Origin of the sequence: Salicibibacter halophilus, from assembly GCF_006740705.1 — a bacterium.
In the GTDB taxonomy this organism is placed as follows: domain Bacteria; phylum Bacillota; class Bacilli; order Bacillales; family Marinococcaceae; genus Salicibibacter; species Salicibibacter halophilus.
On sequence record NZ_CP035485.1, the window covers coordinates 2486484 to 2511049 of the forward strand.

Here is a 24566-nt window from a genome sequence, read left to right on the forward strand (position 1 = left end):
ATCATCAACCCGAGGTATCATCATGAACGGTTTAAAAAGCATCGACGTCGCCCATGGCTATCTTCCAATCCATTGTGTTTTCAAGATCCTTGTGTTCCGTATCCAATACATTCACGACCAATGTCATATCGACAGGTTTCTTTTTATAGTTCTTTTTTTTCATGCTCGTGCGCACGCCTGGATGGAAAGGAAGCCACGTTTGAATAAAGAGTGTTTTTTTTAATGCGTTTTCGCCGCAGGTGAGCAAGCACTCCCAAATTTGTTCGTCAAAAGCATCCCCATCAATGATGGAACCGACGGGGAATGGTGCGCCTTTGATTGTTTTTATTTCTTTTTTCACGACGATGTAACCTTCGATCGCTTGCTCTTTCGTTACGATGAAAACTTTGTATGTGTTTGTTGGATGCTTGAAATACCGCCAGTGGAAAAAATCGGCGTCCTTGATGATCGAAAAGGAGTACTGATATTTGATTCGTTCTGCAAAAGCATCGAAGCGCTTATCATAGCCGTGTATTTCTTGTAAAAAATATCCCTCTGGAGGTAACGTCGCTTTTTTAAAAAACAAGCGATTCATCTTTCGATAACGGGGGATTCTGCCAATCTCCAGCGCGCTTGAATGATGGAGCAATCCTTGTTTTGCGGACGAGGAGGGGAAGCCATAGAGCAAATGAATATGATCTTCGCGAGCGTTTTGGAATAAGGTTTCGGTTAATTGTTGATATATGCCTTCGTTCCGATGTGAAGGATCGACCATCGTATCCACGCGTAAACCTACGTTTTGTTTTTTGCCGCTGAAGAAGGCATGCAAGACCCACAAGGCGACATGTCCAACAATTCTCTCCTCTTTTTCGTAAACCAATATATAGGGCTTTTGTTTAAAAAATTTCCACTTCCATTCAGTGAGGCTCCTTTCTTTTTTGAAGACGGTTGTAAATAACCGTTGAATGGCGTACTCGTCCCCTTCCCGGTAAAGCCTTACGCCCATGGTTTACCTCCTTTCGGCCATCAGTGAAGCTCATAAACAAGGATAGAGAGATAGCCAGATAGGTGCCCGCCGCAGGCGAGGAGAGCACATGCCCGGCACTGAAAGCTGCCCCCAACCCAACAGCGCTGCTTGTAAAAGTAAATAAAAGCGGAAGACTTAAAGATCGGAATCGAAATATATTTCTTACGGCATATCCACCGAATAGAGCAAAAGGGAGGGATAATAAAAGCATTCCGATTGGTCCATAGTTAAAAAACCAATCCAAAAAATCCATCTCGATGGCATTCATTTCCCCCGTTTGCGAATAGTTTCCGCTTCTTCCCATTCCCAAAAGTTGTTGAGATAGGGAAGCGCCGATATAGTCATTGTATGTATCTGCTAAAAACGCCTCTCTTCCGTTCAAGAGAAACGATTGAAAGGGGAGGGCTGTTCCGCTTTCCAGTTCCGGAGGAGCATGGCCATCCCCCTGTTCACGGGACTCCATAAGGTCGATCGCTACATCCATGTTATTTCCGATTGGCATAGATGGAGTGGCGGCAAGAACGAGAATGAACAGCCCGGAAAAAAGCACAAGGTTTGCCGCCCTTCTTTTAGCCGCCGCTTCAATCATTCCTGCGATAACTCCCATGCCAAGTCCGATGAGAACACCGCCGTAGGCAACTTTCGTGCCAATCGTCAACATCGACCAGGCAATGAGTGAAATTGCTACCAGAAGAAAACCTTTGAATGTTCGGGACTGTAATTGAAAATAATAACCGATTGCCAGTATGGCACCGATGGACATGATCGCGCTAAGCTCATTTCCGGAAAAAAACCATCCTGTCTGCCCTTCAAGCGCTAACATCCTGTACGTTGCAGTTCCGGTTTCCGTGAACGCAGCGATAAAAATTACAAATGCAATCAATGCCATGTTGGCGAACATTGCCGCAAATAGTTTCTTAGGGAAACCGTCCATCCCTTTGCAAAAGGACAGAGCCATTAGGTATGTAGAAAATATGCACAAGAAATAGAGGCTTTTGAACAAATATGTAACTTCCGCACCGAAGGCAAATGGGTCTTTTATGAAAAGATTATTCATGAATTGGATGGTGGCGTAGGTGCTCAAAACGATAAAATAAACACGTGTAAGCTTGTGCCATTTTGCCGGTGCATAAAAGAGGATGTAACATACACAGGCAACCATGGCCATAGACCGAACAACGGTAGATATTGATAAGCCAAAATAAGCAAGTATGTCCAAGATCGGTTGAGCCAATAAAAAGAGGATCAGCCCGATTTCCATTGGCCGCCGGAGGTTGGGCATCTGTCCACTCCACCTTCAATAGTCAATTCGCCTCTCCGCTAGTTATTCCATAATGGATCAAAATCATTCGTTAAAGGCAGCGTCGATAAAGTTTCTTTTTATATCCATACGCTTTAAAGATAGCCGGGAGCAAGGTTTCCGTTTTGTTAACTTGCTTAAATTTTCCGGGAAACTTTGCTTTTTCTTTTTTTATATAAGCCCCCATTTCTTGGAATTCCTGATTGCCCATCTCTTTAAATACTTCTGCATGAGTGACTTTCGGGTCGTCGACAAGATGGGATTTCCATGTGTTTAAGGCGAGGAAACCGTCAAAAGCAATAGTCTGGGATGCAAAAGTGTTTATTGCTTCTTTTTTTTCCTCCATGAAAGAAGAGATGTCCACGATAACGTTAATTTCTTCAGGGGGAATCGGACAGTTAATCTCATACAATCGCACTTTCAAAGATGAGGGGACTTTCATTTGCCGGAGTGTCTCTGCTAAAAGAAATGCCGTATTCGTGTGGTCCGGGTGAGCGTCGATATAGGGAGTGGTGTAGATGATTTCAGGTGCTGTGTGCTCGATGATGGTTGCCAGTAACCGGATGGAAGCATCAGAGGCGTGCAGATCGCCGTCCGGCAAGTCTAAATGATAAACAGCCTCAATCCCTAAGCAATCTTTCACCTGACGCATCTCTTCTTTTCGTGTTTTTGATAATGCAGTTGTTGATAAGTTGCTTACACTGTTTGCCCCATCGGTCATTTGCACACATGATACGGATATCCCGTTCTTTGCATAGCTGGCAATCGTGCCTCCCATGCCAATCGTCTCGTCATCCACATGTGGAGAAACGACCAGAATGTTTTTCTCATTAGGTGATTCATCGACGGTTTTCTCATTCCTATAGTGGTTCGATACGATAATCCTTGTTAAAAAAGAAGTGATCGGGCTTGTTTTTTTAATAAGTGTCTGCTTCCAGTTAATGGAGACCTCTCCCTCGGTTGCTTTTTTCCTATCTTATCCAAATGATGAAAAAACGATACGCACCGACGCTGCGGAACGAAAAAAATCCCGCTCCGCAAAGGAAGCAGGATTGGTGTTCGTTTTCTATCTTTCCGTACTTTCTTCGGCATTGATTGATTCACTCGCATCAGGATCATGGTCTCGTTCTTCCTCGAGATCAAGGTGCTGTTTTAGCATGGCCTGTGTGTTCGCGAGGTCTGTGTCATCGACCCGATAGTAATCAACGCCGTTCTCAACGAAATTTTCACCGTCCAATTGATGGTACTCGATTTCATCAATAGATGTGGCATACGAATGTAAGCCGAGTATTTCATTGAAGGACATGTTCATGCTCATATTTTCTTGCAGCTGGTCAAATATGTCGTTGTAGTTTGCAATCGATGAGAGGGAAGTGCCTTCGTCAATCAAAGCGCCCAACACTTCTTGCTGCCGTTCCCCGCGTCCAAGATCGCCCATGGGGTCTTCCTTTCTCATACGAACGTAAGCGAGGGCTTCTTCGCCATTTAAGACTTGCGGCCCTTCGTCAATTTCAATGGCATCCATGTCCCCGTCCGCGTTTTGTTCGGTAAAGGCCATGGGGGAATCCACTTCTATGCCGCCGAAAATATCAACCGTATCCATGAAAGCATCAAAATTTAACGTTACATAGTAATCGACAGGAATATCGAGCAGATTTTCTACCGTGTCAATAGCCATGTCCGTCCCGCCGAAGGCGTGGGCATGGTTTATTTTATCTTGAGTCGGGCGCCCGGGAATTTGCACATACGAATCCCGCGGGATACTTATGACATTGACCGAGCCTTCATTCCGGTTAAACGTTGCCAATAAAATAGCGTCGGCCAAACCATCCAGATCGCCATCGCGATTGTCGGTTCCGAGAAATAAAACAGAAATGTTATCTTCATCGGGGTCTACGGCAACCTCTCGCATATCCGAATGTTCCCCACGTTCCAGTGAGCCTTGTGTTTCGTCTACGAGATTGCTTGCCTGTGTGATGAAATAAAACGCGAGTCCGCCTGCGGCGACAATGATAAAACCGACAAGTGCTACCAAAGTAAAGATTATTTTTTTATTTCGTCTTTTTTTGCGTTGGTGCCGTATCGTTCTGGAAGGTCCTTTGTTTGACATTTCATTGTCTCCTTCCGGGAAAATATCCGGATGTTCATCATACTATACTATCATAGTTTACAAGAGGATTGTTAGAAAAGTAAATGATAGAATGAAAATATCGACAAAAACAGCTTATTTCCCAGGAAATTTGTCGAACATACAGTTATGCATCCTTCTCCATATAGGACGTTCCGGAGGCGGTGATCGTTACATGATTGTTGGAAGTATTGACCATCCAATCCTCAAAGGCTTCCTTATCATCTATGTTGACGGCGACATGGATGTCAACGTGCGTGCCATAATCTATGGATAGCAGCGTATAAGAGGATTCCCGCAGTTCATTTTCAATTTTTCCGAGCAGGTCATAAGCGATCGTTACGATGAATTTTTGCACCGGCTGCCGTTGTACGATTCCTATATGGGTAATGGCTTCGGTGACGCTATTGCCGTATGCCCGTATCAACCCTCCCGCGCCGAGTTTAATTCCCCCGAAATAACGCGTGACCACAACAGCCGTATTTTTTAATTCCTGTTTGATTAAAACATTTAACATTGGAACACCGGCAGTTCCTGACGGCTCTCCGTCATCGTTTGCCTTTTGTATTTCATTCCCCATTCCGAGCACGTATGCGGAACAGTTATGCGCGGCATCGCGATGTTGGTTTTTTATTTCTGCAATAAAAGCTTTTGCTTCATCTTCGTCCTTAACCCTTCGCATGTATGCAATGAATCTTGACTTTTTGATCGTCTGTTCATATCCATCGTCATGTTTAATGGTATAGTACGATTTACACATCGAACTTCCCCCAATTGAATATAACTGTAATTGCATTATAATCTTGTTGTAATAGATGAAATCCATAATAAATGGTAATGTCAGAATAGATGGTGATGGGCCCTGAAATTTGGCACAATGTGTGATTTCTTAAACTTTTATTTACCAATCCCGTTTAGTACCTAAGAATGTGCTAAAATAATCATATCGAATCAAGCGTTGTTGTCAAACATTAGATTCGATGAGGCTGGTGGTACAGCTTGAACAATAACAAGCAAACCCTTGAAACAATCATCGTACAAATGAAGGACACGATACGAAGCAGCAAGGAACAGATTTTCGAAATATGTGAACAAACAAGGCAAGAGTATGAAACATTGGAGAGTGAACTGAAGGATACCCGGCGGAAAGTCTCTGAGATTATCCAACAAACAGATGAAAAACGGCGCCGGGCGCAAGTGGCACGGAACCGTCTCGCTGTGATTAACCGGGATTTTAACACATTTTCCAATGAAGAAGCCAAGAAAGTGTATGATGATGCAAATGAACATCGCCTCCAACTCGCCGTCTTGGAAAATGAAGAAAAACAATTGCGGGAAAGGCGAGATCAAATTGAGCGCCGGCTGTTACAGCTGCAAGATACGTTGAATCGCGGAGAGGTGCTTGTGGGGCAGGTATCGGTCGTACACAATTTTTTGGATGGTGATTTACGTGAAGTCGGGGAAATGGTGGAAGATGCGAAAGAAAAACAGGCATTTGGCCTGAAAATCATTCAAGCCCAGGAAGAGGAGCGCAGACGACTGGCCAGGGAGATCCATGATGGTCCTGCGCAATTGCTGGCGAACGTGCTTCTCCGTTCGGAGATTATAGGGCGGACTTACAGCGAGTATGGAATCGAAGCTGCATTAAATGAGCTGCAGGATGTCCGTGAAGCGATTAAAGGCAGCCTCGCCGAAGTAAGGCGCATCATTTATGACCTAAGACCCATGGCTCTTGACGATCTGGGGCTCGTCCCGACGCTAAAAAAATATTTGGATGGCGTTGCAGACGAACTCGAGGGGACAGATATCCGCTTTATTCTCCACGGCGATGAACACAAGATGGCTGTAAACCTTAAAGTTGCCTTGTTCAGGCTGGTTCAGGAGTCGGTCCAAAATGCGCTCAAACACGCGAATGCCCGGCAAATTTCAGTAAAAGCCGAAATGCGTGCAAAACAAGTTCATTTGATCATTCAGGACGATGGGCAAGGGTTTGAGCCGGAAGAAAAATCATCGAAGCCCGGATTCGGCCTTATGGGCATGAAGGAACGGGTGAATATGCTCAAAGGTGATTTAAAGATAGAGTCAGCCAAAGGAAACGGAACGAAGATTACAATCATCGTACCGATTAATACTGAATAAATCTCATTTTAAACAAACGCCAAAACAGATAATTTGGAAAGGATGGGCAAGATGGCTGAACAAGGAAAAATTAAACTTATACTCATCGACGATCATAAATTGTTTCGAGAAGGCGTTAAACGTATTCTGGAGATGGATGATCAGTTTGAAATAATCGCTGAAGGGGATGACGGGGGCGAGGCAACCAACCTCGTTGCCCAACATCGGCCGGATGTCGTATTAATGGACATCAATATGCCGGGGGTAAACGGTGTTGAGGCTACTCGGAATTTAGTTGAACGGTTCCCTGATGTAAAAGTATTGATTCTTTCCATTCATGATGACGAAGCATATGTCACTCATGTGTTAAAAACAGGCGCCGCGGGTTATTTGTTAAAGGAAATGGATGCAGACGCGTTGATTGAGGCAGTCAAAGTGGTAGGATCAGGCGGCGCTTATATCCATCCAAAAGTCACCCATAATTTAATTAAAGAATACCGCAGACTCGCAAGTGACAACGGAAATCATTCCGCAGGCACGGAACTGGGTTATAAAGAGGTGGAATACCGTAAACCATTGCATATTTTAACCCGGCGGGAATGCGATGTGCTTCAGCTAATGACCGATGGTTATAGTAACCGTATGGTTGGCGAAGAGCTTTATATCAGTGAAAAAACCGTCAAAAACCATGTCAGTAATATTTTGCAAAAGATGAATGTGAACGACCGTACGCAAGCAGTCGTTGAATCTATAAAAAAAGGTTGGGTAAAAGTACGTTAATCCCTCGCTTGCATGCTGCTTTTTCTCGTTCTATGATAGAGACAACCATGGAACGAAAAGAGAAGAGGGGATTTTTATGGGAAAAATATCAATTGTAACCGACAGCACCGCATATTTGGACGAGCAGACGCTAGCGGAAAACGACATCTCTGTCATTCCGTTAAGCGTCGTTTTCGATCAAGAAACGATTGAAGAAACGGAGATAGGCACCGAAGCATTTTACGACAAAATGCGCGAACACGAAAAATTGCCAACGACTTCACAACCGTCCCTTGGTGAATTTATTAATTTGTATGAAAAATTGGGTGAAACATCCGATTCAATCATTTCTTTTCACTTGTCGAGCGGAATTAGCGGAACATTTGAAACGGCTGTAGCGGCTGCCCGGTCGGTGGAAGAAGTGAACGTCTATCCATTTGACAGCGAAATCAGCTGTAGTCCCCAAGGATATTATGCAGTAGAAGCCGCGAAACTTGCCCGGGAAGGAAAGACGGTTGACGAGATATTCGAAGCGTTGACGTCGATTCGTGATACGTTAGCCGCTTACTTTATCGTTGCTGATCTAAACCATCTTCATCGAGGCGGCCGCATGAGCGGTGCGCAGAAATTCCTCGGCAGTGCATTGCAAATAAAGCCGATCCTTCATTTTGAAGATAAAGTAATTGTCCCTTTTGAAAAAGTGCGTACCGAAAAAAAAGCCATTAAAAGGGTGATGGAGTTGCTGGAACAGGATGCCGAAGAAGGACCCGTCCGTGCAACCGTTGTTCATGCCAATGTTCCCGATAAGGCTGAAGAAATACGATCCGCCCTCGAAAAAAAATACGATAACCTTGAAATTGACCTTAGCGTTTTTGGTCCCGTGATCGGAACACATCTCGGTGAAAAAGCCCTCGGAATCACTTGGTACAAAAAATAGCCGAGAATGGTGGCGCACATTTCGGAGCAGAAATGGTTAGGCAGGGAAGGGTACGCTCATTTCCTGCCTTTTATCTCCGAACAGCCGCGCCTAAACTTTGGTCTAAGTTCCAAAACCTTCCCCCGGACTTTTTAAACCACACTCTATCAAAAAGGAGCCAGCCGATGAAAGTTGCCCTCGTTAAGCCCCGCAGTGGTCACTCTCCTGTTATCCTCCCCCTTGCTTGTGTAAACGAACATGATGAAATTCAATCAGAAGCCTCCCCGATTTCGAGGCTTACGTCTCCTCGAGGATTCCCCCCGGAAGCGTCTTCCAACGATCTGCCGAACTGGCATGAGGTGTGGCAATTATTGGATGGACGCGCATTGCTTTCCAATGAACTCCCCTTCCCTTATACAACATTGGAGCCATTCATACGCCGTGGTTATGTGCATTTGCAACCAGGCATCCATGCCCGCCCTCGTTTGGCATGCGCCCGTTGCGGCAACACGCATAAGCATTGGTTTTCCCGTTATGCATGTGCTTGGTGTGAAGATTCTTGCGTCTATTGCCGGGCTTGCGTTTCTATGGGACGCGTAACAACATGCACCCCTCTCTTCACGTGGAAAGGTCCGGCGCTTAGTGGGGAAAAATCGCAGGCAAACGTATTGGCCTGGCGTGGAGAACTTTCGAGTTTGCAGCAATGGGCGGCGGCCCGCATTACTGAAACCATTGGGCAATCGGGGGCCGCCGAACTGCTGGTTTGGGCGGTATGCGGAGCCGGAAAAACCGAGATGTTGTTCCCCGGAATCGCACGCGGGCTTGAGGCAGGAAAACGAGTGCTCATTGCCACTCCGCGGACAGATGTTGTCCTTGAGCTTGTCCCCCGGTTACAGCAAGCGTTTCCGACGACTGCGTTGGCCGGGTTATACGGCGGCAGTGAAGAGCGTCTCGCCTACGGGCAGTTGGTTGTAGCCACCACGCACCAAACAAGGCGTTTTCAACGTGCATTTGACGTTTCCATCATTGATGAAGTAGATGCGTTTCCTTATCGTTATGATGCAAGTTTAGCCTATGCAGTAAAAAAAGCGACGAAAAAACATGCGGCCACGATTTATTTAACGGCAACTCCCGATAACCGATTGCGGAAAAGGTGCGAAAAAAAGCATGCGGTGATTCGTGTCAATCGTCGGTTCCACGGATTTCCGTTACCCGTCCCCGGTTTTCAATGGTGCGGAAATTGGCGGAAGAAACTTTTGCAAGAACGATTACCCGCGGTCTTTTCAGATTGGACCGATCAACAACTGGCGTCGGGAAGACAAGCGTTGATTTTCGTTCCGAGTGTCCAAAAGGCCAAGGAATTGTGCAAGCTCTTGCAGCTCAGAGAGCCGTCGATTGCCAGTGTCCACTCCGGAGACCCGGCGCGTAAAGAAATAGTTGAAAATTTTCGGAATAGGGATATGCCGATGCTTGTAACAACGACGATATTAGAGCGGGGCGTCACCATTTATGGGATTGATGTGGCGGTTCTTGGAGCAGAGGATGAAGTGTTCACAGCGTCTGCGCTTGTTCAAATTGCGGGCAGGGCAGGACGGAGTGCCAAAGACCCGGACGGGAGGGTGACCTTTTTTCATCACGGGAAAACAAGCGCGATGACTAGATGCGAGCGGCAGATTATGGCTATGAATGGGGAGGGGGAACCGAAAATGGGTCATAACCGTTGCCGGCAGTGCTTGCATCCATTGAATGCAAATGCCAGTTGGGGAGCGTTATTTTCATGGCAGCAGAAAAGATTATGTGATGAGTGCCAAGGCAAGTTAAGGGTTTTGGGACCTCCTTGGTGCCTGTATTGCAGCCGCCCGCTGGAACGGACCGCTTGTTGTGCGGATTGCCGGCGGTGGGAGAAAACGAGGCACTGGTCTGGTTTGCTTTCTCGAAATATCTCCCTTTTTTCGTACGATGACCATTTGCAGGAAGTGATAAGCAGCTATAAATATCGAGGAGATGTAGCGCTGGCGCACGTGTTTACAGAAGCATTAACACGAACCTTCCGGAAAAATTTTAAAGAAGCGATCCCGACCCCGATTCCGCTAAGTGAAGAACGTCTTCTGGAGCGTGGATTTAATCAAGCGGCAGTGTTGGCGGAACAGTTGCCGGTTCCTTACAAGGGTTGCTTAGTGAGGGTAGTGGATGAGGAAAAACAAAGTAAACGGTCCCGGAGGGATCGATTGCGTGGCCACGTTCGTCCGTTTATTTTTCAGGAGCATACGGCGAGCGTCTCCGGTAAACATATGCTGCTTATCGATGATATTTATACGACAGGAACCACTTTACGGAAGGCGGCCCTCCCCCTGCTGGAAGAAGGCGCGAGACAAGTATCCGCGCTAACGATTGCAAGAGGTTAAGCTGGAGAGTTTACGGGTGTTTGCCAGTGAAGTAAAGCCTGTCATCGGCAAATGGGCAGCAACCGTTAAACATTCAGAGAAAGTATCCGATATGATAGATACCATCATTTTTGGAGGAGCAACAATGACAGAGCTCGCTAACTGTCCTGCTTGCGGGGCGTTATATGTCAAAACCGCAATCGCTTTATGTAACCGTTGTCGTCAATCGAAGGAAGAGCGTTTTGATAAGGTTTATCGATTTTTAAAGAAGAAAGAGAACCGGACCTCGACCATATCGCGAGCGGTTGCACACACAGGTGTGGCGGAAACAGAAATTCTGGGATTTATTCGCGAAGGAAGGCTGCAACTGACGGATCTGCCTAATTTTCATATGCCATGTTCGTTTTGTGGAGAAGCTACACGCAACGGTCGGTTGTGTAAATCGTGTGAAAAGCGATTGCAGGCAGATATGGCGAGCCTAAACAATACAAAAGAAACAGCCGAGGCTGATGGTTATGTAAACAAACAGCTTCATTCACGGAAATATGAATGAAAAGGGTGACAGTGATGAAGATTCATCCGCACAATCAAATTCCCCATTCTTATAAACAAGCGACAGAGCAAGCGAAGCACCAACAAAAACCGAAAGAAGCAAAGCAAGATCAAGTGGAGATTTCCCAAACGGCAAAAGAAATGCAACACTTGGCAGTTGGTGAAAACCGCAAAGCAAAGGTGGAAGCACTACAGAAACAAATAGATGCCGGTGAATATCAGATAGATGAACGGGCTGTCGCCAATCGATTTTATCAATTCTGGAATGAACAAGCGGGGATAACGGGAGATGAATGATATTGTAACGCTTAAAGAAAGCCTTGAAAGACTGAATCAACACCACGAGTATTTGTTGGCGCTTGCCGCCAAGAAAACGAAGGCCATTCAAAACTCCGACCGTGAAGTCCTTGAAGAAATTGTGCGGCTTGAACAAGGTGAGGTGCGTTCGCTGCGGCAAATGGAAAAGGCGCGCCGACGCATGGTTGCAACGTTCATTGACCGTCACTGCCCCCATCTTGAAACGGATGCTCCCATGGAGCGCTGGATTTCTTATGTGCCTGAAAAGGAACGGGGGGAATTGGAGGAACACAAGAAGAAACTGCAGGCAACAATTCTGGATTTGCAGGAAAAGAATGGCCTCAATCAACAATTGTTAAATGACGGTCTTGCGATGGTGACTGCCATGTTGGGGGCTGTCCGCCAAGAAGAATATACGGTGTATACATCAGCTGCCAATACGAAGAAGACGAACGATTTCAAGCGGTTTTCAACGTTCGATTCAAAAGCTTAAAGAAGACAAAGGAGGCCTCCGTAGGCATGACCTCTACGTTTCATGGGCTGCAAACGGCATACAAAGGATTAATGAGCCAACAGGCAGCTTTAAAAACGACCGGCCATAATATTGCCAATGCAAATACAGAAGGATATACACGGCAGCGTGTGAATTTTTCCGCTTCACAAGCTTATCCTTCCCCCGGAAAAAATGCACCTTCCCTCCCGGGGCAATTAGGAACGGGGGCGGAAGTTGAACATATTCAGCGTGTTCGCGAACATTTTCTTGATGCGCAATACCGTGGGGGGAGTGCTAATGTCGGATACTGGGACAAAAAGCTAACCTCGATGGAGCGCATGGAAGGAGTGATGAATGAACAGTCCGAAACGGGGGCGTTGGCAGAAGCGATGGACGAATTTTGGGGGGCTTTACACGACTTGGCTGTAAACCCCAATGATGCCAGCGCCCGTGAAATTACCGTTCAACGTGCCGCGGCGCTTACCGATACATATAATCATATGACCGACTCGTTAGAATCGATAAAACGTGGATTAGGGGAGGAGCTAGACGCGTCTGTTCAGTCGGTAAATGGCTTGATTGCACAGATTCATGATCTAAATGAAGAGGTCGCGGAGATCGAGGCTCAAGGCCAAATCCCGAATGACCTTTATGATCATCGTGACCGTCTCACAGACGAATTATCCGAGTATATCAATATAGAGATGGTTCATGAAAACCCGGGACCGCATACACATCCCGCGGCGGAAGGGGGAATAAGCCTTTACGTGGCAGACGGTGACGGGGGGCGTCTCGGCGGGGAAGATGGCGAGGCAATCATTCAAGGAGAGCGGGGTAATGAAGGCCACCTTGCGCTTTCGGTGGAAAAAAATACAGAAGGGAGCGCAGTGACAGGTATCGCCTTCAACGATGATTTTGAGCTATTGGGCCATCATCATGGGAAAATAGGGGCGCTTGTTGATTCATTTGGTTATGAGGAGGAAGAGGAAGGTATCTATCCGGATATGCTTAGCCGTTTAGATGCTTTGATGAACGATTTCATTGCTGATTTTAATGCAGTTCATCACGAGGGTGTTGATTTAAATGGCGATCAAGGGTTGGATTTTTTTGAAATCGACGATGATGGCACAATGAGCGTCAATCCCGAACTAATGGCAGACACTGATCGAATTGCTGCCGCCAAAAGCGAAAACGCCGGTGATGGCTCCAATGCTTTGGAGCTGGCAAATGTGAAAGATTCCTCTGTTTTCGAACCAACGTTTCGGAGCATAATTGGGGATATGGCCATTGAAGTGGATGAGGCTCGCCGCATGAGCGACTCGTCACTGGTTCGCCGAGATACGATAGACATGAAGCGGCAATCGGTGAGCAGTGTTTCATTGGATGAAGAAATGACGAATATGATTCAGTTCCAGCACGCGTACAATGCCTCATCCCGGATGATTACGGTGCTTGATGAGATGCTGGATCAAGTGATAAATCAGATGGGCATTGTCGGGCGATAAAGAGAAACTTCCATCAGAGATGGTTTTCCTCTGATGGTTAGAATGTACGCCGGCTAAGATCGCCACGTCCTGTGGCAACACCGGCACTAGCACATCCTGTGCGTCGCTTATCACCGGGATAAGAAAAGGGAGGAGAGCGAATGCGGGTTACGCAGTCGATGATTTCAAGCCAATCGCTAACGAATATACAAAAGAACTATGGTAAACTCGCAAATTTACAGGAACAGCTTTCCACCGGCAAAAAGCTGAACCGTCCGTCCCAAGATCCGGTGGCGGCAACAAGCAGCATGCTTCACCGGTCGGAATTGCGTGGGATTGAACAATACGAGCGTAATGTTGCGGAAGCGAATACGTGGATGGAGAGTGCTGACAGCTCCCTCGATACGGTGAATCAGGCGATGCAGCGAATCCGGGAAATCACCGTACAAGCATCCAATGACACGTATGATGAAAACCAGCGCCAGGGGATGGCCGAAGAAGTTAACCAACTCATCAGCCATATCGAAGATTTAGCGAACACGCAAGTGAACAATAAATATATTTTTAATGGCACGGATACATCTAACCCTCCGGTGGATCTTTCGGAAGGGATTTTTCCTGCGGACATAGATGAAGTTAACATTGAATTAATGAACGGGGTCACCGTGCCGATCAATGTAAATACGGATCAAGTGTTTAGTGAAGAAATGTTTACGGATTTCCAAACACTCGAAAACAAACTTATGGACACTGATCTATCAGATGAAACATTTAATGCATTTTTAGCAACCATTGATGGCCATTTAGATGAAGTGTTACGTGTAGAAGCGGAAATAGGTGCAAAGGCAAATCGGGTTGAAATGATTGAAGATCGCCTGGATAATCAAAAAGGCATTGCCACGCGCATAATGTCCGACAATGAAGATGCCGATATCGCCAAGGTCATTACGGAGCTCGTCACCCAAGAAAGTTTACATCAAGCTGCACTGGCGGCAGGAGCACGCATTATCCAGCCAAGTTTGGTTGATTTTTTAAGGTAATGCATATAGTGCCGGCAAACCTCGTTGGTTTGCTTCTTTTTTATTTTAAACATGTTAAAATATACCAAGGCGTTAACGTTTCGAGAAAGGGAGGATGAACTTGAAAATTTCAACGAAGTATTGCGGGGAAATGGAGTCCTCTGGATCAGAGGAGATTGTTTTTCCGAATGGATTGCCGGCTTTTGAAAACGAAACACGTTGGATTTTACAGCCGTATAAAGCGCCGTTTTATGTACTGCAATCCGTCGGTGCCACGGAAGTTGCTTTTCTCGTTTGTGAAATTTTATCTATTTTCCAGGATTATCAAATCGATTTGCCGACGTCCGTAACCGAACCCTTGCAGCTCAAGCGCGCGGAGCAGGTCTCATTGTGGGCCATCCTTACGGTAAAGGAGCCGTTCGAGACGACGACAGCAAATTTGTCAGCTCCCATTGTTTTAAATGTAGATGTGCAAAAAGGCAAGCAATATATCCCGCGAGACAGCGAATACTCCCGCAAATTCCCGCTATTGCAAAGAAAGGAGGCTGCTGTTCTCCATGCTCATTCTAACCCGCAAACGCGATGAGTCGATTCAAATTGGCGACGGAATCGAAGTGAAGATTGTCAGTGTCGAAGGCGACCAAGTGAAATTAGGGATAGACGCCCCGCAACATGTGGACATTCACCGGAAAGAAATCTATGAATGTATCGAAGAAGAAAATAGGGTTGCTGCCATCTCTTCCGGGAAAATCCCTTCACAGTTAACGTTTGATGAATGAGAAATGAGTCTTTTTTATATATGAAACTATGAGTATCGCCTCTTGCTGATCGGTTCAGCCATTGCTAATATATGCTGATAGTAAGGTAATCCAGTTACTTGCGAAAGTCCTGGTTTTTAACAAGCATCTTCATTAAGCAAACGTTTGTTTAATATGTACAATAGCCTCTCGGAATTAGAAGGCGGTGGAGGTGGTTCGGTCAAACGAACAAGGGGTCAATAGTCCCGAAAAAGCCCTAAAAGGCATGGAAATGAAAACCATTTTCAAAAAGGGCATACGTGCAGAATTTTGGATGTCGTTTTTTGAAAAACTTAAGCAGCGGCAGGGCAGATGGTCGTTTTAAGCTTGTTCCAATCGTCTTTTTGGCTCTCATACCAGGCGTCTATGTGTTGGCAGATCATAATGCCATAAATGCGCATGGTCCACATCATCGTTGATCGATGTCGACCGGCTTCCAACTGATAATCTTTCTTCTCACGCTTGTTTGTCCGTTCGCTTGAAGTTCGACGTTTATAGATGTCTTTCCACGCTTGAGAATCGCGTGGCGTTTTTGGAAACAAACGCAGGTTGTCGCTTGATTTCGTATGGTAGGTTCGACCATATGTCGCGTCCGAGCACCCGCAGGATCGCGTGCATCGCCACTTCCGGCGGTTCTGGGATTTGTCAAAGCCATTCGATTTCATTTTCTTCCCGTTTGGACAGATGGGAATGCCCTCGGGAGAAATTTGAATATCGCTGCCCGTTTCGATGTTCGTCTTGCTTCGTTTGTTCAAATCGATGAAAGGCTCGGTGCCTTGCTTATCCAAGAGCTCATAAATGGCGCCGGCATCATGAGCAGCATCCAGAAGCATGCGATCCACGGATCCCAGGGTGTAGCGTTGGTTGAATTCAACCGCGCTCGCGACCAAACTGACCGAATCGTGCCGGGAAGCCGGTTGCAGACGCGGATACAGTGGTAAATCGTGCGGGCTGTCCGCGGCCGTGAACATATAGAGATGATAACCGTTAAAATACGTCTCTCGGGAGCTGTCCCACCCGGAGTTGCAATCGGGCTGGGAATAGATGCGATGATGGCTGCATCCATAAATCCCGTTCGCCCGACAATCACAGGTCGGCTTGCTTCGCCGATAGGCTTGCGTGACCACAGGGGTGCCGTCCCCGGCGACACTAAGCGCGTTCGGATCTCCGATCAAGCCTAAGTCCGCAGAAACGCTTAAGATATTCTGCTCAAAAAACTGAAAGAGAGGGTCCCCGGGCAATGGTTTAAAGATGTCCATATGGCGTTCCAGCCATTGTACGAGGCGCTCGACGGTGCCTGGCTTGGGCTTTGGTTTCTGGCCATTCGTACCCTTATTGCCTTTCTTTTTCGGTTTTTGCTTCTTGGGCTTCATGTTTTTGTCCACCTCGGGCCAGATCCGTTGTTCGATAAAATCATAGAATGTGCCGACCCCGGGGAGATCATCAGGAGAAAAACCGCTGAGGATGGCATAAATGGGCGTGCGTTTCATTTCGTCGATCCATGCGGTGATCCCGATACCGGGATTCGTGAACAAGAAGACAAGATAGGAACGCAACATGGAAGCCGGGTCACGGGCTTCCGGCCCTTGATCCGAGTACTGATCCTGCAGCTGAGCGGTAATGCCGGAAAGGTCGGCCTGCCAACATTTGAGGATGAGTGGCCAATCCTGATTCAGGTGGATGATGGATCGTCCGTAATGTTCCTGAAGTTGTTGCAGGACAAAATTCTGGTACGTGTCATGCGAGCGAACCGTTGGTTTCAAACAAAAAACCCCCAAAATCGTAGAAAGGGAAAAAATGTTCCCTTCACCGGCGATTATGAGGATGATTTTAAAAAGTCAAGTACTTTTTGACCTAATTACAGAAATAATTTTTGCGGTTCATACGAACTAAGGAAAACAAAAACTCCTACCGGTGGTAGGAGGATAACGAAAAGCATGCGTCAAGAGATCCCTTGTCGCATCAGCCTCGGCGAATGCCGAGAGGCTATTACATATAGAGGAGGAAATCCTTGATGCTGAGGACAACTCGACATTATTCGGGAGAACATTCCGCGTCACTATGCTCGTATTTATGGTTGCAGCTTGGCGAGCAAAATAATGATGAGTATTTACTAACTGCCTTACATGCGAAGGGATATCATGCAGAATCTCATAGTCGTTTGCCGAAAAAGAAGCCGCGAAATAAAGAAGAAGTCGTTATCTTATCAAAAGAAGAGAGCTTTCGATTGTTGGACAGCGGGGTGTTGCACGCTTTATCAAATGTCTATCGTTTGTGTGCGGTTATCCCTCCCAGATCTCCGGTCTTAATGGAAAAAACAGTGGAAGCTGAAGTCATGACCTTATTTTCAATCAACCAACCCTTTCGCCAGATGGTCCAAAACCTTTCTGTTGCCCGGCTGTATAAAACGTATGTAGACCCTCTGTTACAGCTCGATCTGGTACAAGTGGTGCGACTGAACCAGTCAGCAGAAGAGGACCTTGAACCATCTGTGAAGGCCAATAAAATAGATGGTGCACTGGACTTGAATTATGCAAAAGCATCGGTCACACTGACAGCCTCGGAATGCCGGGTGCTCGATTCCATTTTAAAGGGAAAAAGCAACCGTAAAATTGCCGAAGACGATTATTTGTCGGTATCCACGGTTAATAATCATGTCAGTCAGTTAACGAAAAAAATGAACGCCAACGACCGCACCCATACGGTGAAAAGAGTCGTAGAATTTGGATGGCTCCGGGGCGGGTAGTGCACATATGGATGATGTACATAAGAAATGGGGGCGGACAACCCCTTGGTCCGGCCTCTGAACCCTTTTTACCCTGAAACTATAACCTAAGGACATACAAGCATCTTTCTCGGCTAGTTCCTTAGCGGATAAGAAACAATGACATGATCCAGCCTGTCCTTTGTAATTGCCGATGAAGCGTATACAGGCTCTTTTTTACAGCGATCATTTGTTGATCGCGGAAATAGATATGGCAGCCCTCTCCTTGGGAAGCAACAACGCTATCAATGTGTTGGTAGAATACCCAGCAACAATCATGGTCACGTAATCCTGCTGTTGGAAATGCAAACCAATTTTCTTCCATGTTGATTGGTATGGGGAGCTTCCTTGCCAGCTTTGTTTTATACCTGACTGCATCTAACCTGCCCTCCAGCGATGACCCTCCATCCAAACATGATCGTCGAATGATATGTAAAGGCTTTTCCCGACAGTGCACAACCGTTTGGTTTCGTTCATAAATGATTGAACCTTGTGCTGCCGGTAAAATAGCCATCGTATTGGCACTAACCCGATACACTGCCCTCATTGTTTGCTCCATAGGCCTAATCACCCTGTTATTTTATTTTATCTTATTATAATAGATAATTAGTCTCTTTAAAAGAAAAATTTGAGAATTCTTATTGTAGGAATTATGGAACATCATAAAAAACAACTAAATGTTTGGTGCGGAACACCGATAAGAATAGTAAGGACAAAGAATAATGGGGATGAAAGAAATGAATGATGGGGGCGCGATGAAAAGAGTAATCCTTTCTTGTGACTATTTAATTAGTGACATGGAAGATGGTTTACACAAGATGGATAAAAAAGGAAAAGATCAGATATTGCAATCATTCGAACAGATGATGGACCGCTATGAACAATTGCATATTGTTGCGCCAACCCTAGGCAGCCACAGAGACAAAGGGAATATAAAAGCAAGGCTCACGCGAGTGAAGCGCGAGCTTCAAGATGCACAGACGGCGGTGGAGTTCGATCAGTATGAGAAGGCGGAGGAGATGCTGAAGAGTCATTTGCTCCCGGCGTTAAAACGGTTCAGGGAAGGTTTGTGGCCAAGATAACTAAAACAAGTAGGTATCATTATGGATGAACGATTATAATATGTTGATAGACAGGAAAAAAGATCTACATGCGCGCTTGTGATAATTTACTGAGGATGTGACTCGTGAATGAGGATAACGGGGATGGCTTCTGGAATGGATATCGACCAAATGGTTGATGATTTAATGCGTGCCGAACGAATGCCGCAGGATAAATATGTACAAGAACAAACCTTTAAAAGTTGGCAAATGGATGCGTACCGTGAATTGAACACGATGGTGAGCGCCTTTGAACAATCGATTTTTGATCGTCTTCTCGCACCGGGGAGTTTTCTTTCGAGGACGGGGACATCGTCGGACAGTTCGCTCGCTTCCGTTACTTCCTCTTCCGGCACCGGTAGTTCACAGTATACCTTATCTGAAGTCAACCAGCTGGCAAGGGCGGCTATCACCTATAGTACGGAGAGGATAAGCGATGGGGATGAGGCATTTGATTCTTCTCAGCCATTAGGCGAGGTGGCGGGATTAAATTGGGAGGATGGAACCGTTCAAACGGAGCTTTTGCGAGGAGATGGAGAGAAAGAGTCGTTTGACTTTGCCGAAGAAACAACCATGAATGATGAACATCCTGTTATTGTAAAGGTGGATGGTGTTTCCCATACAGTCATCAGAGACGGAGATCTGGAGGGTCTGGAAAAAGGGGAAGTGTTCCTGGATACTGGGAACCAAACCTTAACATTTGCAGAACCCGTTGCAAACAGCGCCCGTATCGAAGTCAAGTATGTGGATGATGATGACGGGAGGTTTATGTACGCGGGTGCCAAGACCTTCGGGGAAGCCGGAGAAGAGCTCCGTCATCAAGGATTCATTACTGAAGAAGACAGTCTGCAAAATGTTCTCAATGAATTTAACGACAGCGCTATTGGCATTAACGCTTTTTATGATAGCCATTCTGATCAAGTTTCCGTTTCTCGTACAGAAACCGGGATCTATAATTCAAATGGCGGAGATGAAATTATATTTGATGACGGTTTTTTCACCGATTTTTTAAACTTGCAGAATTTAGACGAAGACCATGTTAACTATATAGATCAAGGGGCGCAAAATGCTTCCTTTACAATCAATGGTTTGGACACCGAACGTCGCTCCAACACCTTCACGTTGGATCATTTAACGATCACCTTGCATGATGAATTTGACCAGCATGTTACCGTTTCATCATCGGTGGACACGGATGCAATCGTGGAGAACATTACGGAATTTGTGGATGAATATAATGCGCTGTTGACAGAGGTTCATGAGAAACTTGGAGAAAGGCGAAACCGTGATTACCCTCCGCTCACGGATGAACAACGCCGGGAAATGACGGAACACGAGATTGAGCTTTGGGAAGAACAGGCACAGAGCGGTTTATTAAGCCAAGATCGCCAACTCGGGAATTTTATGGGTCAAATGCGCGTGAACCTTTATGAAACAATCAATGTGGAAGGATCGGATATCGAGCATTTGAATGACCTGGGGATTACGACTTCGGATGATTATCTGGAGCGTGGCAGATTGGAAATTGATGAAGGGAAGCTGCGTTCAACCGTTGAAGAAGATCCGGAAGGGGCGTTTAATTTCTTTTCTCAAACAGGTGCGGAAAGAGGCATTGCCAGGAATTTGCGCGGTACAGTCAATGGTATGGAAGAAGCGATCTCCAGAGAAGCCGGAGGGTCCAATGGGCGCCATCAGAACCACCAATTCGCTTTGGGGCGCGAAATGAATCGGCTTGATGACCGGATAGAAAACTTTGACCGGCGTTTGGAACAGGCCGAAAACCGTTATTGGCGGCAATTCACCGCTATGGAGCAGGCGATGAGCCAGGCGAACAGTCAAAGTGAAATGCTTTATAATTTTATGTTTGGGAACGGCAATCAAATGATGTAGGGGGATAGGCATGTATGATGGGGCTATGGGCACTCAAACGCGTGCCGCATATAAACAAAATGCTTTTCAAACAGCTTCTCCGGGGGAATTAACATTAATGCTCTATAACGGATGTTTGAAATTTATTCGGCTTTCCGCAAGCGCTATGGATAAAAAAGATTATGAAACGAAGAACCTCAATATTACGAAAGCGCAAAAGATCATACGTGAACTTATGGTTACCCTTCGGGTAGAGAATGAAACCACCCAACAAATGCTGCAATTGTACGATTTCGCCCATGATGCGCTCGTGCGGGCAAATATAAACAATGATGCGAACGCACTCGATGAAGCGGATGCCATTATCACTGAATTTCGTGAAACGTGGAAAGAAGCCATAAAGATTGATCGTCAACAAAGATATGCCTTAGGAATCAACAATCATGAATGAAATGCAAGCCGTTTATAAAGTGACGAAGCAACTGGATCATCATCTGCGCACCCCTGTGCCGTTTGAGGGTGAGGCGCGTGAAGATTATCTTGATATTATAGATTTTTTATTGGAAAAGAGAGGTCTTATAATGGTCTCTTTTAACAAGCTTTCGCCACCAGCTGTAGAGCCTTCGATGGCCGCCGAGATGGTGGAAATGAATGAATGCATCGAAGAAAAAATAAGAGCGGTCAAAGTGCACATCGGCCGTGATTTGAATCAAGCCCGCTCCCGTTTACATGTGGAAAATCGGTATAGCAATACTTTTGCTGCGCCTACGGTAGAAGGGCTTTATTTCGATAAGAAAAATTGAAAACTTTAGCGCCTAACCTTTTCAAATGCAATGGGGTTAGGCGCTATATAGTTATTATGGCAGATTTTGAAATGACTGAAAGAGATGCAGTTCCGGACACTTGAAAATAACGCCGGTCGTCGTCATGATAAAACGTAACCTGGTTCGGTTTCGCGTTTTGAAAGGCCGGGGATAAGGGTTATCTCCCTTAAACATTTCTTAAGGAGGCCAAGCGTGGAGATTCTAACAGCAAAACAAGAGCATTTTATCCGGCGATATGAAGAGTGGATCGATCAGGTCGTTGACGCTTTGATGATGGTTGTCCAATTTTACCGAGACGGGCACGAAGAGCAAGGCGATCGTCTGTTGACGGAAACGATGGCCGGTTTCGACCGATTCGGCGAAGAAAATATGACTATGCAAAGCATCTTTGGAGAGAATGAAGAACATTTGCGTGAGTGGGATTTTTTCCAACAACAAATCAACGAAACGCTGGAAGTTTCAACGCTTGGAGATCCCGTGGAAAAAATTTCCCATATAACGAAAAGAACGCTTCCGGCATTTCACCGCTGGAATACCGTTGTAAGATCACTTCTGTCGGAAAGCTGAGATAATGCTATCCCGCCGGCCACAATTGTGCATAAAAAGGCATGATGGGTTCCGGGATAGGGCAGGTGTGCTCAGCTATTTTCCTCAGCTAAATCCAGTTGAAAATCAATCTCTTCTGCGGCGCTTTCCACGTGGTCGGGGACGTTAATCTCATCGATTTCGTTGAAGGATCCGTAGGAGGTCGTTATCGTTTGCCGGGAGGCGACGTTTTGCCCTTCTTCCGCCTCAAAGTCCATATCTATCTGCGTATTAAATTCCTGAAAGGCATACGATTCTCTGTCAATCAATATTTCATAAGTAATATCATTTATGTCAGCGACAGATAGAATGTCCTCGAGCACCATATCCATGCCGCCATCCATTGTGTCAGTGAGCGTCGCACTCACTTCCTGCAAACCTTCCGTATCTCCTTCTACGGTGATGGCGTAGTGCCCTTGCCCGTCTTCCGCTGCCATGGTGCCATCATCCATTTGCGCCATTAGAATTTCCAGCAGCCGTTCCGGATCTTGTTGTTGCGCTGACAACTCCCTTATGTCTCCCTCTAGTTCTTCTGGAAATTTTGCCCATTCATCCAAAGATGATTCATAGGAATAAAAACCATCATCCGTAAAATAAGATTCAATGTTCATTTCCTCGTCCCTGTCTTCGGTAACGATCGTCGTTTCTTCATGATAAGCAAAAGGGTCATAAGTGACACTTGTCTCCGTAATGCTTTCGGTTCGGGACGTTTCATCATCAAAGGCTATTTCTTGCTTTGATGTCATGGTAACCGCAAAACTATCCAGATTACTCATTGTTTCAATAGACTGTTCGAGGATTGCTGTTAAATTATTGTCTTCTTCCGTAATCTCATGATGTTGCTCGTCATTGTTGTCGTTTTGAATATTCATTTCTTCCGAGTTCTCGTCATCATTGCAGGCGTTAAGGATGGGTATGATTAGCAGGATAAAGAAACCGAACTTATATTTCATGTAATCATCGCCTTTTCCTTCAAAATATGTACATAAATTTTATCATATTTTCTTCGGGAATGAGAAAGAATCACCGCTCTGAAAAGAAAGGGAAGGCAAATGAGGGGAGATAGAAAGCGAAGAGGCATGAAAGATTGTGTGATGGGAAAAACGGAGGCGGTGATCCGGTATAAAGTAGTGAACCATATTTAGGCTGGATTGCCAAACAACGAAAGATCATTTATATGCATGGATTCGACAATTTTTGCAGAAGGGAAAAGGGGGGAAGGCGGCGTTGAAAGAAGGCTTTTTACAAGAACGTGGCAAAAGTTGATTTAACGTCTATTTTCGGTTTTTATGGGGGTGAACAAGGCGGCGTATGTTTATAGGGGATTTCGTGCAAAGTAATTCAGGGAAATAAGTTGAATGTGTAAGGGTACGAATGCTTCTAAGTGAGGGGGATTAACATAAAGATAAGTATGTACCTAAGCGACATGTAAAAAATAGTTACTTATTTGTACACATTTTGTCGTTTTAGCAGGAATGAAAAGAGGGAATAGAGAAGTTATAGAGCATGAAAGGAGGAGTTTGGGTGATGAATTACAATATCCGTGGAGAAAACATGGAGGTAACACCATCATTACGAGAATATGTGGAGAAAAAGGTGGGCAAGGTGGAACGGTATTTTGATACAACTCCGGTCGCCGATGTTCACGTAAAAATGCATGTTCAAAATAACCAACAACATAGCATTGAGGTTACAATTCCCATGTCTCGCCTTCTTCTGCGTGCCGAAGAGGACCATTCGGACATGTACGCTGCCATTGACCTTGTTGTAGAGAAGCTTGAAAGGCAAATCCGCAAACATAAAACCAAAGTGAACCGTAAGTTTAGACAAACCGGCACGAAGGATGTATTCAAAAATGAAATGGGCGTAACGCAATTGGAGAATGGCTGGTCGGAAGAAGATGATGACTTCGGAGCCCAGCTAGTGCGCACCAAACGTTTTAATCTTAAGCCGATGGATGCGGAAGAGGCCGTGTTGCAAATGGATATGCTCGGCCATTCTTTCTTCGTCTTTTCCAATGCAGTGAGCGGAGACACAAACGTCGTTTACCGAAGAAAAGACGGGCGTTACGGCTTAATTGAACCGGAGGCGTGAGGACAAATCGCACATGGTAAAAAGGAAGCCCCCATCCATTGCAGGTGGGGCGCTTTTTTGTGCAAAAGCGTGTTCAC

General features: G+C 45.7%; 26 protein-coding genes. 18 read left to right on the forward strand and 8 right to left on the reverse strand.

Annotated elements, in window-relative coordinates:
- Positions 1-31 precede the first annotated feature (31 nt).
- From EPH95_RS12105 to EPH95_RS12125, 5 genes are all read right to left on the reverse strand, one after another.
- Positions 32-985: a GNAT family N-acetyltransferase gene (locus tag EPH95_RS12105; protein ID WP_142090330.1), complete on the reverse strand. Its 954-nt coding sequence runs from the start codon at positions 983-985 to the stop codon at positions 32-34.
- Positions 897-2288, reverse strand: coding sequence for an O-antigen ligase family protein (locus EPH95_RS12110; RefSeq protein WP_142090332.1), 1392 nt, complete (start codon positions 2286-2288; stop codon positions 897-899). The genes EPH95_RS12105 and EPH95_RS12110 overlap by 89 nt, the downstream gene beginning before the upstream one ends.
- A 70-nt stretch (positions 2289-2358) precedes the next feature.
- Positions 2359-3249 carry a PIG-L deacetylase family protein gene (locus EPH95_RS12115; protein WP_405127457.1) on the reverse strand — a complete coding sequence of 297 codons (891 nt, stop codon included), beginning with the start codon at positions 3247-3249 and terminating at the stop codon, positions 2359-2361.
- 123 nt (positions 3250-3372) lie between these two features.
- Positions 3373-4416, reverse strand: a complete 1044-nt coding sequence (locus EPH95_RS12120) for an LCP family glycopolymer transferase (protein ID WP_142090336.1) — start codon at positions 4414-4416, stop codon at positions 3373-3375.
- Positions 4417-4561: 145 nt separating this feature from the next.
- Positions 4562-5194, reverse strand: coding sequence for a YigZ family protein (locus EPH95_RS12125; protein WP_142090338.1), 633 nt, complete (start codon positions 5192-5194; stop codon positions 4562-4564).
- A gap of 239 nt (positions 5195-5433) precedes the next feature.
- Here EPH95_RS12125 and EPH95_RS12130 point away from each other — a divergent pair, with 239 nt between their 5' ends.
- The 11 genes from EPH95_RS12130 (at position 5434) to csrA (ending at position 15235) form a co-directional block, all read left to right on the forward strand.
- Positions 5434-6573, forward strand: a complete 1140-nt coding sequence (locus tag EPH95_RS12130; protein WP_227003894.1) for a sensor histidine kinase — start codon at positions 5434-5436, stop codon at positions 6571-6573.
- Positions 6574-6624: 51 nt separating this feature from the next.
- Positions 6625-7332, forward strand: a complete 708-nt coding sequence (locus EPH95_RS12135) for a response regulator (protein WP_142090340.1) — start codon at positions 6625-6627, stop codon at positions 7330-7332.
- Between the two features lie 76 nt (positions 7333-7408).
- Positions 7409-8248 carry a DegV family protein gene (locus EPH95_RS12140; protein ID WP_142090342.1) on the forward strand — a complete coding sequence of 280 codons (840 nt, stop codon included), beginning with the start codon at positions 7409-7411 and terminating at the stop codon, positions 8246-8248.
- A 164-nt stretch (positions 8249-8412) separates the two neighbouring features.
- A complete protein-coding gene (locus EPH95_RS12145) occupies positions 8413-10632 on the forward strand; it encodes a helicase-related protein (RefSeq protein WP_160141751.1) in 2220 nt (739 codons plus the stop codon).
- Complete coding sequence (locus EPH95_RS12150; RefSeq protein ID WP_227003895.1) at positions 10619-11164, forward strand: TIGR03826 family flagellar region protein; 546 nt, start codon at positions 10619-10621, stop codon at positions 11162-11164. The genes EPH95_RS12145 and EPH95_RS12150 overlap by 14 nt, the downstream gene beginning before the upstream one ends.
- 14 nt (positions 11165-11178) lie before the next feature.
- Entirely contained in the window at positions 11179-11460 is a 282-nt protein-coding gene (flgM, locus tag EPH95_RS12155) for a flagellar biosynthesis anti-sigma factor FlgM (protein ID WP_160141752.1), read from the forward strand.
- Complete coding sequence (locus EPH95_RS12160) at positions 11453-11953, forward strand: flagellar protein FlgN (RefSeq protein WP_142090349.1); 501 nt, start codon at positions 11453-11455, stop codon at positions 11951-11953. Before flgM ends, EPH95_RS12160 begins: the two co-directional genes overlap by 8 nt.
- Positions 11954-11979: 26 nt before the next feature.
- On the forward strand, positions 11980-13458 hold the full coding sequence (gene flgK / locus EPH95_RS12165) for a flagellar hook-associated protein FlgK (RefSeq protein WP_142090354.1): 1479 nt from the start codon (positions 11980-11982) through the stop codon (positions 13456-13458).
- A 140-nt stretch (positions 13459-13598) separates the two neighbouring features.
- The gene (flgL, locus tag EPH95_RS12170; protein ID WP_142090356.1) at positions 13599-14477 is read left to right on the forward strand and encodes a flagellar hook-associated protein FlgL; all 879 of its coding nucleotides are present in this window, start codon (positions 13599-13601) and stop codon (positions 14475-14477) included.
- Positions 14478-14577: 100 nt separating this feature from the next.
- Positions 14578-15042, forward strand: coding sequence for a flagellar assembly protein FliW (gene fliW / locus EPH95_RS12175; protein WP_160141753.1), 465 nt, complete (start codon positions 14578-14580; stop codon positions 15040-15042).
- Positions 15014-15235, forward strand: coding sequence for a carbon storage regulator CsrA (gene csrA, locus EPH95_RS12180; RefSeq protein ID WP_142090360.1), 222 nt, complete (start codon positions 15014-15016; stop codon positions 15233-15235). Before fliW ends, csrA begins: the two co-directional genes overlap by 29 nt.
- A 311-nt stretch (positions 15236-15546) precedes the next feature.
- On the opposite strand, the gene EPH95_RS12185 is transcribed toward csrA, so the two are convergent.
- Positions 15547-17016 carry a transposase gene (locus EPH95_RS12185; RefSeq protein ID WP_142087683.1) on the reverse strand — a complete coding sequence of 490 codons (1470 nt, stop codon included), beginning with the start codon at positions 17014-17016 and terminating at the stop codon, positions 15547-15549.
- A gap of 251 nt (positions 17017-17267) precedes the next feature.
- On the opposite strand from EPH95_RS12185, the gene EPH95_RS12190 reads away from it, so the two are divergent.
- Positions 17268-17999 carry a LuxR C-terminal-related transcriptional regulator gene (locus tag EPH95_RS12190; RefSeq protein ID WP_142090362.1) on the forward strand — a complete coding sequence of 244 codons (732 nt, stop codon included), beginning with the start codon at positions 17268-17270 and terminating at the stop codon, positions 17997-17999.
- A 121-nt stretch (positions 18000-18120) separates the two neighbouring features.
- Here EPH95_RS12190 and EPH95_RS12195 read toward each other — a convergent pair whose 3' ends face one another.
- The gene (locus EPH95_RS12195) at positions 18121-18576 is read right to left on the reverse strand and encodes a competence protein ComK (protein WP_142090364.1); all 456 of its coding nucleotides are present in this window, start codon (positions 18574-18576) and stop codon (positions 18121-18123) included.
- Between the two features lie 196 nt (positions 18577-18772).
- Between EPH95_RS12195 and EPH95_RS12200 the strand changes: the two genes are divergently transcribed.
- The 5 genes from EPH95_RS12200 (at position 18773) to EPH95_RS12220 (ending at position 22377) form a co-directional block, all read left to right on the forward strand.
- A complete protein-coding gene (locus tag EPH95_RS12200; RefSeq protein ID WP_160141754.1) occupies positions 18773-19099 on the forward strand; it encodes a DUF8042 domain-containing protein in 327 nt (108 codons plus the stop codon).
- A 123-nt stretch (positions 19100-19222) separates the two neighbouring features.
- Entirely contained in the window at positions 19223-21007 is a 1785-nt protein-coding gene (fliD, locus tag EPH95_RS12205) for a flagellar filament capping protein FliD (RefSeq protein ID WP_160141755.1), read from the forward strand.
- Between the two features lie 10 nt (positions 21008-21017).
- Positions 21018-21437, forward strand: a complete 420-nt coding sequence (fliS, locus tag EPH95_RS12210) for a flagellar export chaperone FliS (protein ID WP_227003896.1) — start codon at positions 21018-21020, stop codon at positions 21435-21437.
- Positions 21430-21789, forward strand: coding sequence for a hypothetical protein (locus EPH95_RS12215; RefSeq protein WP_142090370.1), 360 nt, complete (start codon positions 21430-21432; stop codon positions 21787-21789). Before fliS ends, EPH95_RS12215 begins: the two co-directional genes overlap by 8 nt.
- Positions 21790-22002: 213 nt before the next feature.
- Entirely contained in the window at positions 22003-22377 is a 375-nt protein-coding gene (locus EPH95_RS12220) for a DUF8042 domain-containing protein (protein ID WP_142090372.1), read from the forward strand.
- 71 nt (positions 22378-22448) lie between these two features.
- Here EPH95_RS12220 and EPH95_RS12225 read toward each other — a convergent pair whose 3' ends face one another.
- On the reverse strand, positions 22449-23348 hold the full coding sequence (locus EPH95_RS12225) for a DUF6612 family protein (RefSeq protein ID WP_142090374.1): 900 nt from the start codon (positions 23346-23348) through the stop codon (positions 22449-22451).
- 574 nt (positions 23349-23922) lie between these two features.
- On the opposite strand from EPH95_RS12225, the gene hpf reads away from it, so the two are divergent.
- Entirely contained in the window at positions 23923-24489 is a 567-nt protein-coding gene (hpf, locus tag EPH95_RS12230) for a ribosome hibernation-promoting factor, HPF/YfiA family (RefSeq protein WP_142090375.1), read from the forward strand.
- Positions 24490-24566: the final 77 nt, after the last annotated feature.